This window comes from Klebsiella sp. BIGb0407 (genome assembly GCF_024807845.1).
In the GTDB taxonomy this organism is placed as follows: domain Bacteria; phylum Pseudomonadota; class Gammaproteobacteria; order Enterobacterales; family Enterobacteriaceae; genus JGM124.
The window spans coordinates 475,106-493,175 of the sequence record NZ_JANUEQ010000004.1 but is presented as its reverse complement, the minus strand read 5'-3'; the positions used below and the strand labels follow the sequence as shown (position 1 = coordinate 493,175).

The 18,070-nt window shown below is 53.4% G+C and carries 14 protein-coding genes; 1 reads left to right on the top strand and 13 read right to left on the bottom strand.

Going from position 1 to position 18,070, the window contains the following annotated elements; genetic code table 11:
• Positions 1 to 34: 34 nt before the first annotated feature.
• From M2387_RS15130 to M2387_RS15070, 13 genes are all read right to left on the bottom strand, one after another.
• Positions 35 to 802, bottom strand: a complete 768-nt coding sequence (locus tag M2387_RS15130) for an amidohydrolase (RefSeq protein WP_259050601.1) — start codon at positions 800 to 802, stop codon at positions 35 to 37.
• A gap of 158 nt (positions 803 to 960) precedes the next feature.
• Complete coding sequence (locus tag M2387_RS15125; RefSeq protein WP_259050503.1) at positions 961 to 1,956, bottom strand: ABC transporter permease; 996 nt, start codon at positions 1,954 to 1,956, stop codon at positions 961 to 963.
• On the bottom strand, positions 1,953 to 2,894 hold the full coding sequence (locus M2387_RS15120; RefSeq protein ID WP_259050501.1) for an ABC transporter permease: 942 nt from the start codon (positions 2,892 to 2,894) through the stop codon (positions 1,953 to 1,955). The genes M2387_RS15125 and M2387_RS15120 overlap by 4 nt, the downstream gene beginning before the upstream one ends.
• Positions 2,875 to 4,524 carry a dipeptide ABC transporter ATP-binding protein gene (locus tag M2387_RS15115; RefSeq protein ID WP_259050499.1) on the bottom strand — a complete coding sequence of 550 codons (1,650 nt, stop codon included), beginning with the start codon at positions 4,522 to 4,524 and terminating at the stop codon, positions 2,875 to 2,877. The genes M2387_RS15120 and M2387_RS15115 overlap by 20 nt, the downstream gene beginning before the upstream one ends.
• A 10-nt stretch (positions 4,525 to 4,534) precedes the next feature.
• Positions 4,535 to 6,289 carry an ABC transporter substrate-binding protein gene (locus tag M2387_RS15110; RefSeq protein ID WP_259050498.1) on the bottom strand — a complete coding sequence of 585 codons (1,755 nt, stop codon included), beginning with the start codon at positions 6,287 to 6,289 and terminating at the stop codon, positions 4,535 to 4,537.
• Between the two features lie 18 nt (positions 6,290 to 6,307).
• Positions 6,308 to 7,516, bottom strand: coding sequence for a GNAT family N-acetyltransferase (locus M2387_RS15105; protein ID WP_259050497.1), 1,209 nt, complete (start codon positions 7,514 to 7,516; stop codon positions 6,308 to 6,310).
• 11 nt (positions 7,517 to 7,527) lie between these two features.
• Positions 7,528 to 8,748, bottom strand: coding sequence for an acyl-CoA dehydrogenase family protein (locus tag M2387_RS15100; protein WP_259050496.1), 1,221 nt, complete (start codon positions 8,746 to 8,748; stop codon positions 7,528 to 7,530).
• 26 nt (positions 8,749 to 8,774) lie between these two features.
• A complete protein-coding gene (locus M2387_RS15095; RefSeq protein ID WP_259050495.1) occupies positions 8,775 to 9,911 on the bottom strand; it encodes an LLM class flavin-dependent oxidoreductase in 1,137 nt (378 codons plus the stop codon).
• Positions 9,908 to 11,326 (bottom strand): LLM class flavin-dependent oxidoreductase, encoded by a 1,419-nt coding sequence (locus tag M2387_RS15090; protein ID WP_259050494.1) that lies wholly within the window; start codon positions 11,324 to 11,326, stop codon positions 9,908 to 9,910. The genes M2387_RS15095 and M2387_RS15090 overlap by 4 nt, the downstream gene beginning before the upstream one ends.
• A 29-nt stretch (positions 11,327 to 11,355) precedes the next feature.
• Entirely contained in the window at positions 11,356 to 12,999 is a 1,644-nt protein-coding gene (locus M2387_RS15085) for a dipeptide ABC transporter ATP-binding protein (RefSeq protein WP_259050493.1), read from the bottom strand.
• A 10-nt stretch (positions 13,000 to 13,009) separates the two neighbouring features.
• Positions 13,010 to 13,846: an ABC transporter permease gene (locus M2387_RS15080; RefSeq protein ID WP_259050492.1), complete on the bottom strand. Its 837-nt coding sequence runs from the start codon at positions 13,844 to 13,846 to the stop codon at positions 13,010 to 13,012.
• Complete coding sequence (locus M2387_RS15075) at positions 13,843 to 14,802, bottom strand: ABC transporter permease (protein WP_259050490.1); 960 nt, start codon at positions 14,800 to 14,802, stop codon at positions 13,843 to 13,845. Before M2387_RS15075 ends, M2387_RS15080 begins: the two co-directional genes overlap by 4 nt.
• The gene (locus M2387_RS15070) at positions 14,799 to 16,421 is read right to left on the bottom strand and encodes an ABC transporter substrate-binding protein (protein ID WP_259050488.1); all 1,623 of its coding nucleotides are present in this window, start codon (positions 16,419 to 16,421) and stop codon (positions 14,799 to 14,801) included. Before M2387_RS15070 ends, M2387_RS15075 begins: the two co-directional genes overlap by 4 nt.
• 268 nt (positions 16,422 to 16,689) lie before the next feature.
• Here M2387_RS15070 and M2387_RS15065 point away from each other — a divergent pair, with 268 nt between their 5' ends.
• Complete coding sequence (locus M2387_RS15065) at positions 16,690 to 18,054, top strand: LLM class flavin-dependent oxidoreductase (RefSeq protein ID WP_259050487.1); 1,365 nt, start codon at positions 16,690 to 16,692, stop codon at positions 18,052 to 18,054.
• The last annotated feature ends 16 nt before the right edge of the window (positions 18,055 to 18,070 follow it).

The window sequence follows — 18,070 nt, the reverse complement described above, 5'->3', positions numbered from 1 at the left end:
AGATAACGGCGAGTGCCGTTATCTCTGAATCTGACTATAAATTAAACGGGTCCGCATCCTGCCAGGCCGGGAAGGCTTCACGGTATTCCTGAAGGGTATGCAGAGACAGGGAGGCGTCCAGACGTGTGGCCTGATGCGCATCGGCGCTGGCCAGTACAATGCCCTGCGGGCTGATTATTTGACTGTCGCCGCGATAGTGGTGGCCATTGCCGTCACTGCCGACGCGGTTGCATCCTGCGACATAGGCCTGGTTTTCAATCGCACGTGCCTGCAATAAGGTCTGCCAGTGTAATGACCTTGGTGCAGGCCAGTTTGCGACATACAGGGCAAGGTCATAATCGTCACGGTTACGAGACCAGACCGGGAAGCGTAAATCGTAGCAAATCAGCGGTAAAATACGCCAGCCGCGCCACTCAATAATCACGCGTTCTTCACCCGCCTGATAATGATGATGCTCATCCGCCATACGGAATAAATGGCGTTTATCATAGCGATGCACTGTCCCGTCAGGCTGAACCAGTAAAAAACGATTAACCGGCCCGCGTTCAGTTTGTAAAGCGGCGCTACCGGCTACCATCGCCTGGGTTAGCTGGGCTTTCTGATGCATCCAGTCAATCACTTGTTCTTCGGGTAAAGACTGGAGCGCTGCTTCCATTGCGAAACCGGTGGTAAACATTTCCGGAAGAATAATCAAATCTCTGCCAGTAATGTTCTCAATACAGAGATCAAATTGACGCAGATTCGCGGTACCGTCCATCCATACTAAGGGTTGTTGCAAAAGGGAAACTTTCAAAGTGGGCACAATTAACGGTCTCATCATTAACGATTTTTTTACTGTAGCATGATAATGCCGTCTTTTGGCGGGAATACAAACAGCATTTTATTTGCCTGGTTACCCAGGACACTTCCCGTTGGTGACAGACCCGACTAACGCTTGCGGTTAGTCGGGCGGGTAAGAGGTCAGGCGTCGGTGCGTAGAAACAGATGATGAATCATATCGGTAAGGAAATTACAGAAGATAAAGGCGCAGGCGGCGAAAATCGTCGTGCCAATCACCACCGGGAAATCGCCTTCTAACGCGGCATCAATCGCCAGCCGACCGACACCATCCAGACCGAACATTTTCTCCGTCACAATTGCGCCGCCAATCACGGCAGCCAGCTCAAGACCGGTTAGCATTAACACCGGGCTCAGGGCCGGTTTTAACGCATGGTCAAAATAAACCCGCCATTCAGGTAAACCTTTCGCCCGGGCAGTACGGATATAATCTTTATGTAGCACTTCCAGCATACTGCTACGCAGCACGCGCTGAAAAATCCCCACTTCAGCCAGCGTCAGGGTGAGCCATGGCAGCCACAGATGACGGAACCATTCCCAGGGAGATTCTCCAAACGCCACATAACCACTGGAAGGGAACCAGTTGATATTCAGCAAAGACAGATGATAGTAAAGAAAAAATAGAATCAACATGCCGCTGAGAAAGGTCGGCAGTGACAGGGAGATATAGGATAAGAGCCCGAGAAATTTATCGACAAAGCGGTCCTTAAAACGCGCGGCCAGAACACCCGTTACTAACGCCAGAGCACTCCAGATAACAAAGGCCCCTAAGGCCAGCGAGAGGGTGACGGGTATTTTTTCCAGAATCAATTGCGTGACCGGAGCCTGAAAGCGAAAAGAGTAGCCTAAGGCGGGTGGCCAGTTCATCAGTCCTACTGCGGCCCCTTGCACATCAGGGCCGCGGAATAAAAAATACTGTAATTGCGTATACCAGGGGGCATTCAAATGCAGTGCCCTGGCAATAGCCTCAATTGCCTCCGGTGTTGCATTACGTGGGGCCAGCATTACCGCAGGATCCTGATAGGCGACGCGGGTCATAAAAAAGGCCACCAGCAGCACCAGAAAGAGGGTCAGAAAAGTACGCAGCAGCGTTTTGAACAGCATAGCAACGTTCATCATTGGCGATACTCCAGGTGTGGATCCAGCACATTTCTCAGGCCGCTGCTTAAATAGTTAAAGCCCAGAACAATGAAAAAAAGCGTCAGGGCAGGAGTGGCCAGGAACCAGGGCTGAACCTGATACATTGCTGAGCGCTGTACATCGGCAATCATATTACCAAGGCTGGCATTAGGTGCCGGAATACCGACACCTAAGAATGACAGTGTCGCTTCAGCAACAATATTGGCCGGGAGCTGAATTGCCCAAAAAACACCAATGGTCGGGAGCACGGCAGGGATCACATCGCGTAATAAAATGCGCCATGAAGGAACCCCCATCAGTTTGGCTGCATGGATAAAATCCTGCTGACGCAAGTCGAGCACCAGCCCCCTTGAGAGTCGGGCAAAATACCCCCAGGAGAAGAAGGTAATAACAAAGATAACCACCAGCGAGGGGGAAACATGGGGGCCGTTCTCCCCGCCTTGGTTAAGGGCCAGTAAGCTCAGGGCCGTTACCACAAAAGGAAATGACAGAACTAAATTAATCAGTTGCTGGCATACCGCATCAATTTGCCCACCCTGATATCCACCCATCAGTCCGACAAACAGGCCAATCAACATGGCCAGCGTAGTCGCGGGTATCGCCACTAACAGAGAGATCTGCACACCGTAAAGTGTACGCACTAATACATCCCGGCCATTATCGTCAGCCCCGAAAGGGAAAGCCGCACTCGGCCCTATTGGGATACCCATATCCGACAGGGCGATATCGCGAAATTGCTCCGTTTCACCATGGCCTAATAAATAAGCGACCAATGGCGCTGCTAGTGCCGCCAGTATCATCAGGCTGACAATAATCAGACCGTGACGGGCACTCTTGTCCCGCCACAGGCGGCGCCAGAACAGACGGCTGGAGGAGGTCGCCAGTTCAGGTAATTCGCTAAGTAACTGCTGGCTCATAGTTGCCTCCTTGACTAAAGGGCTGTTTGGTTCCAGGAATAGCGTCCAGTAAACGGCGAGTCCATGGCTGTTGGGGGTTCTGGAAGATTTGTTCCGGGCTGCCTTGTTCAATAATTTTACCGGCTTCCAGTACCAGAATGCGGTCACATAAGGCGGCGACAACGTCCATATCATGAGAGATAAACAGAATCGCTAATCCAGTTTGCGCCCGCAGCCGTGAGAACAGCTGAATAATGCGGTGCTGGGTGGTGATATCCAGCGCCGAGACCGCTTCATCCGCGACAATCACCTGAGGTTTCATCGCCAGGGCGCGGGCAATGACCACCCGCTGGCGCTGGCCTCCGGAGAGCTGGGAAGGGTAGCGAGTCATTAATTCCGGTGCGAGCTCAACCCGGGACAGCAAGCCGGAGACAGCTTGCTGTAGTTCAGCGTGCTGCAACGGTTTTCCCTGCTCGCGATGCGCGGTAATTTGCAGGGGTTCAGCCAGAATATCGCCGATTTTTCGCCGCGGATTCAGACTGCTGTAAGGGTCCTGAAAGACCATTTGCACCGCATGACGCAGCGGATTCTGGTGCCCAGGCCGTGCAATATCGGGTCCGGCCCAGGGCTTACCGGCTAAATCAATAGTGCCGCTCTGCGGGCTATCGAGACCGACAATCATTTTCCCCAGCGTGGTTTTCCCGGAGCCAGATTCACCGACCAAACCGAGGATCTCACCTTTATGTAGCGTAAAGCTGATATCGTTCAGCACCTGTATGGGTGCTTTTCGTGACCAAAAATATCCCGGCTGCGGATAACTTCGTGAAAGAGACGCTACGGTTAGTAACGGAGTGACCAGCGACGGGCGTTCTGAGGATTCATGCTGGTGCCAGCCTGCCTGCAACAAGGCGCGGGTATAGGCTTGCTGTGGATGGTGGAACAGCGCCTGGTTCTCGCCTTGCTCGACAATATTGCCGTGCTGCATAACGACCACGCGGTCAGCAATATCGGCGACCACGCGCAGGTTATGGCTGATAAACACCAGCGCACAGCCATGCTGTTTCTGTAAGCGCTTGAGTAAGCGAATAATTGACGCCTGGACCGTGGCATCCAGTGCCGTTGTCGGCTCATCGGCAATAATCAGGGATGGGTTAAGGGCAATAGCGATAGCTATCATTACCCTCTGACGCTGACCTCCGGAAAATTTCGCCGGTTTGTCGTGATAGCGGCGGGCGGCATCACGGATCCCCACATCCTCCAGCAATGCCAGCACCCTCTGGCGCAGTGCTTTTCGCCCGACTCGCTGGTGGGCGAGAATTGCTTCTTCTATCTGCCGGCCGACACTTTTCAGCGGATGCAGGTTACTGAGCGGATCTTGCGAGACATAGCCAATCTGTGCGCCACGGATCTGGCGCTTTTGACGGGGGGTAAAATCATGCAGCGCCATGCCATTGAAGACAATTTCGCCCTGTACCTGCATTTCTGCAGGTAACAAGCCGAGTACCGCCAGCAGGCTCAGGCTTTTGCCTGAGCCTGACTCACCGACGATAGCCAGTGTCTCTCCGGGCTCCACATGAAAATCAATCGCTCGTACCAAAGCGTTCTCGGGATTGAGCGAAATAGTTAAGTTACGTACTGTCAGTAGAGCCATAGAGATACCGTTAAGGCTTAAGTGCGATATTGGCGATGTCGGCCTGGGTTGCGAGCGATGACCAGGTCCAGTTATTCACACGATCGGAGGCTATCGCGACACGACGTTTCTCAAACAGTGGGATCCACGGCAAATCCTGGGAGACCAGTTGATCCGCCTGTTGCCACAGTTTGCCCGGGTTGTCGGATCCATAAGCCTCTTTTGCCAGCGCATTCAGCTGAGGATTACTGTAGCAAACCGCATAGACGTTACCGCGTCCGCAAGGGGAGGCATCCGAGTTCAGCCAGCCGCCCAGCAACATACGGGTTGCCGGTCCTTGCCAGTCCGGTGAGTTCTGCCCTAACGCCAGATCCCAGCGGTTTTCCGGGCTTTGCAGATAGGCCATAAACTGCGGGGCCGGAATCGGGATCAGATTGATATTAATGCCCGCTTTCGCCAGGTCTTCTTTCAGGATCACCGCCAGGGTGCTGAACTGATTATTGGCGCGATAAACCAGATCGAAGGTGACGCCGTCAGGTAACCCAGCTTCGGTTAACAAGGCTTTAGCTTTCTCTGCGGATCCTTTGTTATCCGGGGTGGCATAAGGATCAAACGGCTCGTGACCTAACAGGGTGCTGGTAATAATCTGCCCCAGTGGCTGAGCGGCAATTTTGCCCCCTTGAGCCTGAACCAGGTGCGCTTTGTTGATGCCATAAGCGAGAGCCTGACGAACGCGCAGGTCACGTAAGGCGGTGGCGCCTGCACTTTTCGCCTGTGGCTGGGCATTAATGGCAATAAAGTTGGCGGCACCGCTGTTGGCGGCATGCAGGGCAGGGTTATTCTGGGTGACATACTGGCGAATAACGGCCTGAGGCGGGACATCAAGATACAGTGAGAGGTCGGCGTCACCGGCCTGAATACGCTGCATAATGCTGTCCGGATTGTTGCCGGTAAAGCTGACCTCTATTTTATCCACATAGGCCTTACGCGCCGGGTCTTGCTCATGGTTGTAACCCGCGACTTTTTTCAGCAGTAACTTCTGCCCACTGGCATAACTTTCCACTTCATAGGGCCCGCTGGACGGGAAGTTCTTACGAAACTCCTGTGAGTCCGGGAAGTAGAGTGAAGCCACTTCTTCCGGTAACGGCGTGACAAAATACATCGACAGAATATTCAGGAAGTCATAGTTTTTAGTGTCTGAGCGCAGAACCAGGGTTTTATCATCCGGCGCGCTGACGCCAGGAATTTCATGACTGTCGATAAAGGCTTTACTGGCGGCTAAGTCCCCGCTTGGCACCTTGGAAAAATCGTGGCAGTAATCAGCAAAACCAGAGAAGACGAGGTTAAAGTAATTGACCGCAGCCACCTGCATATTAGGGTCACAGAAGCGCTTGATCGCATAGACAAAATCTTTAGCAACGATCGGGCGCGTGGTAGGTCCTGCGTAGTTAATACCGTCGCGCAGGTGGAAAGTATAGGTTTTCCCATCCGGGCTGACTTCCCAGGACTCCGCCAGGTCAGGAACCAGATTCGTATCGTCTTTCAGGCTCTCTTTTGAGCCCGGATAAGTGACTAGCTGGCGCGTTACCGCCCGGAGTATTTCCCAGGAGTCAACGGAATAACCGGTCAGCGGATCAAAAGCATCCATATCAGGTTGTAATGAGGCAATACGTAACGTTCCGCCCGGCTGTGGCGTTTCTTCGGCAGCAATCGCCTGGTTAAATGCCCCAAGTAATACCAGGCTAATCAGTGTCCGCCGGAAGAGGGCGCGATGAGTGACGTGCATACTAAATCTCCAAAAAAATTAAAAGAAAATCCCTGACCAGGGAGCTTCATCGCAGGCCAGCAGGCGTTCGAGCCGTTTGGGAGCTTGTGGGTTAATAATCTGGATCCGCCGGGCTTGAATCAGTTGCCAGACTTTATGTCCGCCGAGCAACAGCATGGCAAGCGTGGCGCTATCCAGGGATAAATCAGCAGGTTCAGTGGTTCGTTTGACGCCTTCAGAGGAGAGCTGCCAGTTCCCTTGGTTCACCGGTAGCAGGGCATCGGTCACCGCGATGACCACGGTTGCTGCATCCTGATAACGACGGGCATTCAGGGTGTGTTCAAGGTGAATAATACGCAGCCAGGTTTCATCCCGCGTGCTCTGCTGACCAATGGCTCTGGGGTTATTCAGTAGCAGAGGGAGCGCGTCATCAGTGGGGCGATGAGGAAGTTGCACAAAACGCGCAATATCCAGCTGCAACAGAAACTTAAATAGAGTCACTGCCAGTTCCGGACAGGCGGCATGAAAATCATCAACCACCAGGGTTCGTTCAGTGCTATACAGCCAGTTATCATCAGGCTGGGCGTGATAACGGGCAAAAGCCTGGGGAATACCTTCTTTTAGCGCCAGCACCACATAGTGATTGAGATTACTGTGTGCCAGCCTATGCTGCTGCATGGCCCACCACTGGGGCCAGCGAGTCAGAGTTCCGGCGCGTGACAACGGATAACGTCCAACAATCTCCTGAACGATTTGCCAGGCATCCGAAGCGGGTAGCAGCTGAACCTCACCCTCCAGTTTCGGCCAGGTTGTCAGTTCCCGTTTATCGATACGCAGATCCTGAAAAGCACTGGCAACGCCATAGCCAAAGCGGGGATAAATTGCGCCTTGAGAAGCCCGTAAAGTCGCGACGCTGACACCTTCCTGGTACAGGTCTTCCAGTTGCTGACGAAACAGCTTCTGTAAAATCCCGCGGCGGGTAAAGTGTGGTAAAACACCGACATGGGTCACGGCGGCATGCGCCACCGATTTTCCACCCGGTAATGTCAGCTCACCGGGAAAACTGTTAGTGGTACCGGCCAGGGTGCCATCAAGCCATGCCCCGTACACCCGTCCGGGAACGATATATTTTTCGACCCAGTGCTCTACAGGCGTGACGCCGCCGGGCAGGCCAAACATTGCCTGACGAAAGACGCTGGCGGCAGCACGTAGCTCCTGTGGGTCGAGAATTAAACGGATATCTGGCATGACGTCAGCCCTTAGCGTTTCGGTGGGGCATAGACGCGTGGCGTCGGCAGCTTGCCACTGAGAACATAATCCCCCACTTCACGAATACGGTAAGCCACCGGATCATGCAGAGTATGGGTACGTGCATTACGCCAGTAGATATCCAGCCCGTACTGATTGCTGGTGGAGCGGCCCCCGGTCAGTTCAAAAATCTCATGGGTGACTTTTAACACTACTTTGTCGGCAATGACTTTGGCTTGGTTAGTTAACAAGGCCAGTTCACCCCAGAAGGCTTCGGTCAGGTCATGGCCCAGGTGAAAGGCCTCTTCAAAGGCGCGGGTGGTTTTTTCTGCCAGCGCGACTCCGGCGGCTATTTCTGCCGACAATTCACCGGCTTTCAGACGGTGGTAAGGATCATCAATTGCCTGTTCAACCCCGGATTCCGGCCACGGGCGTACCGTATCCCGGAAGTAACTGGCGGCATGTTTCAGCGCACCTTCGGCGATACCCAGATAGAAGTGGACGAAAATAAGCTGGCTAAACTGATTGCGTAAAGCATTACGCAGGCTGGCACTGTGAGGCGTCTCTTCAAGCCCGGTAAGACGGTCCTTTTCTTGTAATCGCAGTCGATTAAATTCCAGCGTACCGCTGGCGGTCAGACGCTGGCCAAGATTATCCCAGTCATCATTGAAGGTAATACCCGGGCGGTCTGCCTTAATTTGATACTGCACCAGCTTATCTTCAACCCAGACCGCGATAGTCATCACTTGTGAAATGGCGGCACCAGTGGCAAAAGTGCGACGTCCGGAAACCAGCACGTCACTCCCGTCCCATTCCAGTTTCAGACGCGGGTCGCGTGGATTACTGATACTTGACTGGAACCAGCCTTCATCGACAATGCCCCGGGCGATAAACTCCCACTGCTCGCGGGTGCCCAGAATATAGCTCCAGACCCCGTTAGAGTAGTGATAGGCAATCAGCTGGCCGATAGAGCCATCGGCCGCGGCAATGATACGGCTGATTTCCAGCGCCTGAACCAGGCTTGCCCCCTCGCCACCCAGTGATTTCGGTACAGCGATTTTCAGCAAACCACTTTGTCGTAGCCAGTCTATCTCTTCAAACGGGTGCTGATTAGCCCGGTCTCGTTCCTGCAAAGTGTCATGTAATTTATCCGCAACCTGCCGGGCGACCTGTTTCCAGTGCTGGAATTCCTGGTGGCTCAGACCTGCGTAAATATCTGCATTATGACTCATGGTTTCTCTCTTATTATTGGGGAGGTTCAGGCAACTAATCCGCTACGGCGCAGCAAGGCTCCGGCACCTTCTGCAAACCAGTAAGCTTCTTCCAGATGCGGCTGACCGGATAAAATAAAGTGGTCTATCCCTAAGGCGTGGTAGGCCTGAATGGTGTCTGCGACCTGCTGATGGCTGCCAACAATGGCAGTGCCAACCCCACCGCGAACCAGGGCGTAACCGCTCCAGATATGCGGGGCTATTTCCAGCAGGCGAACATTTTCAGGAGTGAGTTTGTCGGTCTGAATATCATTCAGCAGGGCCGTCATGCGCTGCTGCCCCACTGATTCGGTACGGCTTAGCAACGACTGGGCGCTTTTAATACGCTCGGGGCTGATTCCCTTTAGCAGGCGAGCGGCTTCAAGCCAGGCATCCTCTTCCGTATCCCGGCTGATAACGTGAAAACGAATACCAAAACTTGGCGTGCGGCCTTGCTGAGCGGCGAGGCCGCGCACGGTGGCGAGCTGAGCGGCCACTTGTTCAAGCGGCTCGCCCCAGGAGAGCCAGGTATCGGCAACATTGGCCGCAACCCGTTGTGCCGCGGGGCTGGAGCCTCCAAAAAAGACCTCAGGCACCGGCCAGGGAGAGGGCAGCAAAGTCGCCTGCTCAAGCTGATAGTGCTCCCCCTGAAAATCAAACGGCTGTCCCTGAGCCTTCGCATGGCTGACGCCTTTGAAAGCCGCAATAAACTCCTCGCTGCGGGCGTAACGCTGGTCATGGCTAAGCCTGTCGCCGTAGCGGCGCTGTTCGACCGGGTCGCCGCCCGTGACAATATTGAGAATTAATCTCCCGTCGGTCAGACGCTGATAGGTTGCCGCCTGATGGGCAGCCAGCGTCGGAGAGATAAAGCCCGGGCGAAAAGCGACGATAAACTTCAGCCGCTCGGTATGCTGGCTAATGGCAATAGTGCTTAGCCAGGCATCTTCACACCAGCTACCGGTGGGCGTAAGAATGCCTTCAAACCCAAGCTTGTCAGCGCTGCGCGCAATATCGATTAAATAATCGAGGCTGGGAGCCCGATACTGACCGCCAATACCCGAAATATGCTGAGAGTCATCCCCGGAGCCCATGATGCCTCGGCTGTCACCATTGGTGGGTAAATACCAGTGCAGATGAATGCTCATTGTGAAACCTCAGTCCCGTAGTGGGTGTGAAGATTGCGGTACTGAACGCCGGGATGGTCATCACGCAGACGTGCCTGGCCTTCGCCCTGAAGACGCTCGCGCAGTGTTAGCGGATTTTCGGTCGGGATTTTGATACGCCCGCGAGCGCGTAATTCAGGGACCACCCAGCGCACGAAATCTTCAAAACTGCCCGGGCTGATGGCATAAGCCAGATTAAAACCATCGACGCCAGACTCATCGGCATAAGCTTCCAGCGCATCGGCGACGGTTCTGGCACTCCCGACGATTGTCGAGTGCAGGCCGCCAATTCCGATATAGTCACTGATATCCCCCACCGTCCACTGCCTGTCGGCATCGATACGGGTCAGTGCTGCGAGCGCAGAGCGGCCTGCGTTGGTTTCGATATATTTCAGCGGGGCATCAAGCGCCCATTCGGACCAGTCAACGCCGGTCCAGGCGGAAAACAGCGCCAGAGCGGCCTCCTGGCTGGTGTAGCTGAGATAATCCTGGTATTTGGCGTGAGCTTTCTCATCGGTTTCATCGACAATCACGCTAATAGCGGTAATAAAGCGAATCGCATCCTCACCCCGGCCCTGTTCACGCGCCAGCGCTTTGATCTTATTAATATTCTCTTTAATCACTTTGGTATTCGGACCGCCGAGAAATACCACTTCGGCATTAAGAGCTGCAAAAATTCGGCCTCTGTCTGAGGTTCCCGCCTGGAATAATACCGGTGTGCGCTGGGGGCTCGGTTCGCTGAGATGGGCATCAGGAATGCTGAACCAGCGTCCCTTATGGCGAACAGGATGAACTTTGCCGGGGTCGGTATAGACCCCACGATGTGGGTCGCGAACCACGGCGTCATCTTCCCAGGATCCTTCCCATAGCTTGTAACTGACTTCGAGGAATTCCTGCGCCCGCTCATAGCGCTCATCATGATCCATCTGTTTTTCCAGACCGAGATTACGCGCAGCAGACTCCAGCACCGAGGTGACAATATTCCATGCCACGCGACCTTGGGTCAGATGGTCGAGGGTAGAGAATTTCCGCGCCAGCAGATAAGGATGTTCATAGGTGGTCGATACCGTAATGCCAAAGCCCAGTTGCCTGGTGGCCGCCGCCATGGCCGAGACCAGTAGCATAGGATCGTTGACGGGAGACTGGGCCGCAGTACGCAAAGCGGCATCAGGTTTGCCCTGGTAGACATCCAATTGTCCGAGTGCATCGGCAATAAACAGTGCATCAAATCCGGCTTCGTCCAGCAGACGCGCAATAGATGTCCAATAATTGATGGTTGTATATTCAGAGGCACGGTCATCAGGATGACGCCACAACCCTGCAGAAACATGTCCTACAACGTTCATCATAAAGCCATTAAACAACAAGGTTTTTTTCTGGTTCTCGGTACTGGCCATGGTTTTCCTTAATAATCGGTAAAAATGGGCTAGGCGCGCCGCTTAATCTGTTGGAGCTCTTCATCCTCAGTTTCGAGAGGATAGTGGGCAGCCAGTAACTGTTGAGTAACCGGATGTCTCCCGGTGTGGTAGAGATCCTGACGAGAAAAGTCATCGACGATTTTCCCGTTTGCCATCACCAGGATGCGGTGGCAGAACTGGGAAACCAAAGCCAGGTTATGACTGATAAATAAACAGGTCAGTTGATGCTGCTGATGCAGACGGGTGAGCAGCGCCATCACCTGAGCCTGAACCGTCAGATCCAGCGCTGAAGTCGGCTCATCGAGCAGCAAGAATTGTGGGTTAACCACCAGAGCACGGGCGATATTGGCGCGCTGGCGCTGGCCGCCCGAAAGCTGGTGGGGATAGCGCTGCAGTAACTGCTCATCAAGACCCACTTCTTTAAATATCTCAACCGCCAGGCGCTGGGCCTGCTTAGGGTAGGTATTTCGCCCTGCACGAAACTGCGGGCGTATTAGCTGCTGTTCCAGCGTCAGACGCGGGTTAAATGAGGAGAGACTGTCCTGGAAGACGCACTGTAATTGACGACGAAGCGCTAATACTTCAGCGGGCTTATCGCTACGTACTTGCCGACCAGCAAATAGTATTTCCCCTCGGTCAGCAGGTATTAGCTGGGCAATAAGGCGCGCCAGCGTTGATTTTCCCGAACCTGACTCGCCAATAACTCCGATAATTTCCCCGCGCTGAATATGCAGGCTGACATCATCAACCGCGGTATTGATTAGCTTTTTCGCCCAGAATCCCTGGCTATCACGGCGGATATAATCGCGCCCTAAATGCCTGGCTTGCAGCAGTGGGGACGGCTCTTTACTGACGGGAGCAGGCAGGCTGGTATCAGGGTAGGGAACCGCTGCCAGCAGCGACTGAGTATAGGGGTGCTGCGGTGCACGAATAATCTCACGCGTTGCGGCAGTTTCAACAATGCAGCCATGACGCATCACGGCAACGCGGTCGCTTAAGGCGGCGACGACGCCAAAGTCATGAGTAATTAACAGCATCGCCATATTATTGTGCTGGCAAAGTTCTTTCAGCAGTTGCAGCACTTCACGCTGAACCGTGGCATCCAGTGCGGTGCTCGGTTCATCGGCAATCAATAATTTTGGCTGGCACATGGCCGCCAGGGCAATCAGGATGCGCTGACGCATACCGCCGCTTAACTGGTGAGGATATAAGCCCATCACTTGTTGCGGATGCGGGAGCTTCATTCGAACCAGCCAGTCCAGGGCTGCACGCTGAGCTTCTGCCCGGCTTAGCATCGGGTTCAGCCGACGCAAATTATGCTGGAGCTGTTTCCCCACCCGCCAGGCCGGGTCAAGGGTGGACTGTGAATTCTGAAATACCATCGCAATATCATGCCCGCGGAGACGGTTTAACTGCCGCGGCGACTGACGTAATAAGGGGATATCGTTAAACAGGATCTCACCGCCAATCTGGGTTTGCCGGGCCGGTAACAGGCCAAGAATAGCTGCCGCAGTCACGCTTTTACCTGACCCGGACTCACCCACTAGCGCCAGCACTTCTCCCGGCTCAATACTCAGGGAGACATCCAGCACCGCCTGGACGTTCTGCTGGGAAAAACGGACATTGAGATTATTAATGCGTAACAGGCTCATAGACTGTTCCTCACCGGTTAGGGTCGAGAAGATCGCGTAAGCCATCTCCTAACCAGTTAAAAGACAGGGAAAGCAGCACGATGGCGACAGCCGGAGCGGTGGCAATATGCGGGGCACCGAGGATCATCATTTGTGCGCCTTCGCCCACCATCCGTCCCCAGTCAGCCTGGGGGGGCTGAATCCCCAGTCCTAAAAAGCTTAATCCTGCGAGGAACACCACCATGCCACCCAGCAAAGAGGTGGTGTAAACCAGCAACGGCGTGGCGACATTAGGCAGAATTTCACGGAATAAAATATCGCCGTTACTGGCGCCCTGAGCGCGTAAGGCCTCGACATAATCCTTGGCGATTTCGCTTCGGGTATCGCGGTAGACCACGCGGGTCAGATAGGGAACAACGCTGCAAATTAAGGTAATAATCACCGTCGAATAGCCGCTACCCAGTACGGCAGACAGGCCAATCGCCAGCAGCACCATAGGAAAGGCAAACAGGATATCCATGGTGCGCATAATCATTTCCGAGAATACACTGGCGCGAAAGCCCGCCAGTAGTCCCAATGCCAGGCTTAATAGCGCGGCAAAGATAACCGGTAAAATAGAAGCGATAAGAATACTGCGACCGCCCCAGATAATGCGGCTGAGCATATCCCGCCCTTGATTATCCAGCCCCAGCAGATGGCCAGGCGTGCCGGGAGGAGCCAGACGCAGCCCGTCAAATGACTGTAACGGGTCATAAGGCGCAATCAGGGGAGCCAGTAATGAAAGCACCACCGCGGTTAGCAGAATCAGCAGACCAGCCAGCGCGAGTTTATGTCTTACCAGACGGCGAAAAAAGGTCAGCAGTCTCATGATGACAGGGCTCCTGAATGACGTGGATCCAGCCAGTCCTGCAAGATATCGCTGATCAGATTTACCGCCAGGAAGCACACGGCAATGAGCATGACGCCGGTCTGAATAGTGGGATAATCCTGACCGGCAGCGGCGTTAAATAGTTGAGTACCGACGCCGGGCCAGGCGAAGATCTTTTCGATAAAAATCACGCCGCTTAACAGATAACCAATCTGTAAACCGGTAATACCGACGATCGGCGCTAATAAGTTACGTCCTAGATGGCGGAACAGCAGCACGCGCCTGGAATAACCCAGCGCCCGATAGGTGCGGATATAGTCGGTGTCCATAATGGTAATCACGCTGTTACGCACCTGGCGCGCCAGAATCAGCATGGAGATCAGCGCGGTTGAAAACGCGGGTAAAAACAGGTGATGCAGTAAATCGCCGAGGCCACGATCGCCGCGCATGTCATACATGCCGGAAACCGGGAACCAGCCGAGCTTGACCGAGAAAAACCAGATAAAAAACACCGCCAGCCAGAACACCGGAATATTGTGGCTAAGCTGTACGAGCAGCATCACTAAACGGTCACGGCGGGTGCCCTGGGATAAACCGCAAAAGACGCCGATAATCACGCCGGGGACCAGGCAAAGCACCACGGCGGCCAGGGTGAGAATCACGGTATTGGTAAATGACTCACCCAGTACTTGTGCCACCGGGGTACGCATGGTGAGCGACATCCCCCAGTCACCGCTGAGTAAATTTTTCAGCCAGATGAAATATTGCGTCACGGCGGATTTATCCAGACCATAAACCTGACGTATCTGCTCGATAGCCTCACCGGAAAGCTGCCCGGCCAGCGCATTGCTGATAGGGTCACCCGGGATCAGCTTGGCGATTAAAAATACCAACAGTGACACCAGAAACAGCAGCGGGATGGTCTGAGCCAGACGCAATAAAATCACCCGGATCATTTTTTCAGCCACACTTGGGTCAGGTCGTAGAAGTTCTGGGCGGGGACATTAAAGCCCTGCACATTCGGGGCAGAGGTAAACACCCGATTGAGCTCCAGCAGCGGAACAAAGGCCGCCTGTTCCTGGAACTTCTGATTCACCTGGTGCCATAAGGCGAGCGCCTGAGCGCTGTCGGTGGTCACGGAAGCTTGTTCAATTAATGGTGCGACATCGGTAATGACGTTTTCACCTTTACCCCGTGACACGACATAGTTTTTATAAGCGACGTTCAGCCACTGTGGCGTCAGAAGCCCCCATTCCATAGTAAACAGACCGGTGTCCTCGGCAAGATTAGCCAGGTGTGAGCTGTAGGTGATCCATTCTTGAGAAACCACGTTAACCTTGATCCCGACCTTGGCCAAATCGCGCTGGATCCATTCGATAATCGGCTGGTTCTGATCGTAGGTAATAATGGTGAAATTGACTTCACCGGACTTATAACCCGCATCGGCGAGCAGTTTTTTAGCCCCTTCCGGATCGTAAAGATAGTCTTTCTGATCGGGCAAAAAGGCTTCGTTGGAGCGGTTAAGAATGTTATAGCTGGCTACCGCATGGCCATTCAGCAAAGACTTCACCAGCTCTTCACGGTTAATGGCTTTGATAATGGCCTGGCGTACTGCCAGCTGGCTGGTGTAGCGGTTAGCAAAATTCCAGCCGAGAAAAACCTGGTTGGCTTCGGTACTGTCATGCACCTTGTAGCCTGCCTGCGTTAACAGGTCTACGGCGTCGGTTGGCGTGCGCGAGAGAATATCCACCTGGCCGGATTGCAGGGCGCTGACACCGGTGCTGCCATCGAGAATAGGGCGGAAGATAATACGTTCCATGTAGGGTTTTTTACCCCACCAGTCGTCATTGCGTACCAGCTCGGTACGGTCATTACGCACCCGCAGGACAAACTTATACGGGCCGGTGCCGGTCGGGTGGTCAGCTAAACCGTCCTGGCCCCATTTCTTCAGGGCTGCCGGGCTAAAAATACCCGAGACCCAGTTACCCTGGGGTAAAAAGCGCAGAAAATCCGGGAAGGGTTTATTAAAGGTATAAACCACGGTCAGTGGGTCAGTCACGGTAATAGATTTTAAATCTTTATAAACCTGTGCCATCGTGGCTTTAGAGCGGGCATCAAAATATTCAAACTCGGGATCGGTAAAACGTCTGACATTGAATTTTACCGCTTCGGCATCAAAGGGTGTGCCATCATGAAACTTCACATTTGGGCGTAAATGGAAGGTGTAAACGGTCGCATCATTATTGACTTCCCAGCTTGTTGCCAGGCCTGGAATAATCGGTGGCGTTCCCTGACTTGCCGGAACGGATAAATCCTCAGAGACCAGAGACTCATAGATATGCTTATCAACACGATAGGTTTCATAAGAATACTGACGATTAGGATCATAGAGAGTAGGCTCCAGAGATTGTCCTACTATCAATGTCTTACCGTAACGCTCTGCTTCATTTTTCTCTTCAGCCAGTGCTGTTCCCGGCAGATAGAGACTTGCCATCACAACCGCAGAGATAGAGGCGAGCTGTAAAAATTTTCTCCGGGAGAGTAATACCTTTGAAATGAGGTTTTTATTTTTCATCGTTATGTCCGCTATAAAAATATTCAGTGCGCAGGTTATTGTTATTTTTATTTCTGGCGAGTTAATCAACAGTTACGTTTAATTTAAAATCTATGAGTAATCGCTATTGCTGAGGAGCCTAACAGGCTGTCTGGCATGCTCTAAATAGATAAAAAACATTTTGTATTCTTATTTTTTCATTTGCGTTTTTGTGGATTACTTAGCTGAATATTGTTATTCCCAGAACGCGAGTCTTTATCTATCCTGGCGATTTCCCAGGGTGTCAGATATGGCAAAGAAACATATTATTCTTAGTGGCTTCACGATGGCGGCGGTTTCACATATCAATTATGGTCTGTGGCGCGACCCACAGGACCAAAGCTACCGCTATACCAGTCTTGAATACTGGGTGAATCTTGCGAAGTTACTGGATGAAAATGGGTTCGACTGTCTGTTTATTGCCGATGCCCTTGGGCTACTGGATACCTGGCAAGGCACGCCGGAGGCCTCATTCCAGCAAGGAATACAGTCCCCGCTGATAGATCCTCTACTGTTAATTTCAGCCATGGCTGCGCAAACCAGGCAATTGGGCTTCGGTGTCACCGTCTCGACCACCTACGAGCAGCCTTATTTACTGACGCGAAAATTCACCACCCTCGATCACCTCAGCGGCGGGCGTATCGCCTGGAATATTGTCACCTCACAGCTTGAGTCTGCTGCGCGTAATCTGGGGCTGAGCAGCCAGATACCCCACGATGAGCGTTACGAGCGGGCGGATGAATTCCTCGAGGTCAGCTATAAACTCTGGCAGCACTCCTGGGAGCGGGATGCGGTGCGTCGGGATAAAGTTGCCGGGATTTATACCGATCCAGAAAAAGTCCATCCGGTCGGCCATAAAGGACGCTGGTTTAGGGTTCCCGATGCTCATCTCTCTGAACCCGGTTTACAGCGTACTCCTGTGCTATTCCAGGCGGGTGGCTCACCCCGGGGCATTGATTTTGCTGCTCGTCATGCCGAAGTGGTGTTTGTGGCAGGTCTTGATGCCAGCGGCGTAAAACGGCAGGTGACGGCCATCAAAGCGCGAGCGGCTGAATTTGGACGTGAGCCTGGAAGTATTAAATTTATCAGTGCCGTCACGGTCATTACCGCCCGGACCGAAGCTGAGGCACTACAGAAAGTTGAGCAACGTCGTGAATATTATGATTTACAGGGCGCTTTAATCCACTATTCCGCCAGTACCGGCGTCGACTTATCAGGCCACCCGGTCGACTCCCCGCTGGAATGGCAGCATACCGAGTCTAACCGTTCTTTGCTGAAATTGGTTACCGGCGAACCCGGGCAACCGCGTAAAACATTACGCGAAGTCTTTGAGCCAGAAGAGGGGTTCGGGCGACAAAAAACCTTTATTGGCAGCGGTGCTCAGGTGGCGGAACAAATTGAACGCTGGCTGGAAGAGAGTGATACCGACGGCATTAACCTGGCGCAGTGGATCTCACCGGGATGCTTTGAGGATTTCTGTCAGTGGGTGTTACCTGAGTTAAAACAGCGTGGCCTGCGGCCAGACAATACCGCTTCGCCAACGCTGCGTCAGCGCTTATTTCCTGAGGGCGGTGCGGAGCCAGCAGCCAGCCACCCGGCGATGAAACAGGCATAAAAAGAGGGAGCCGGGC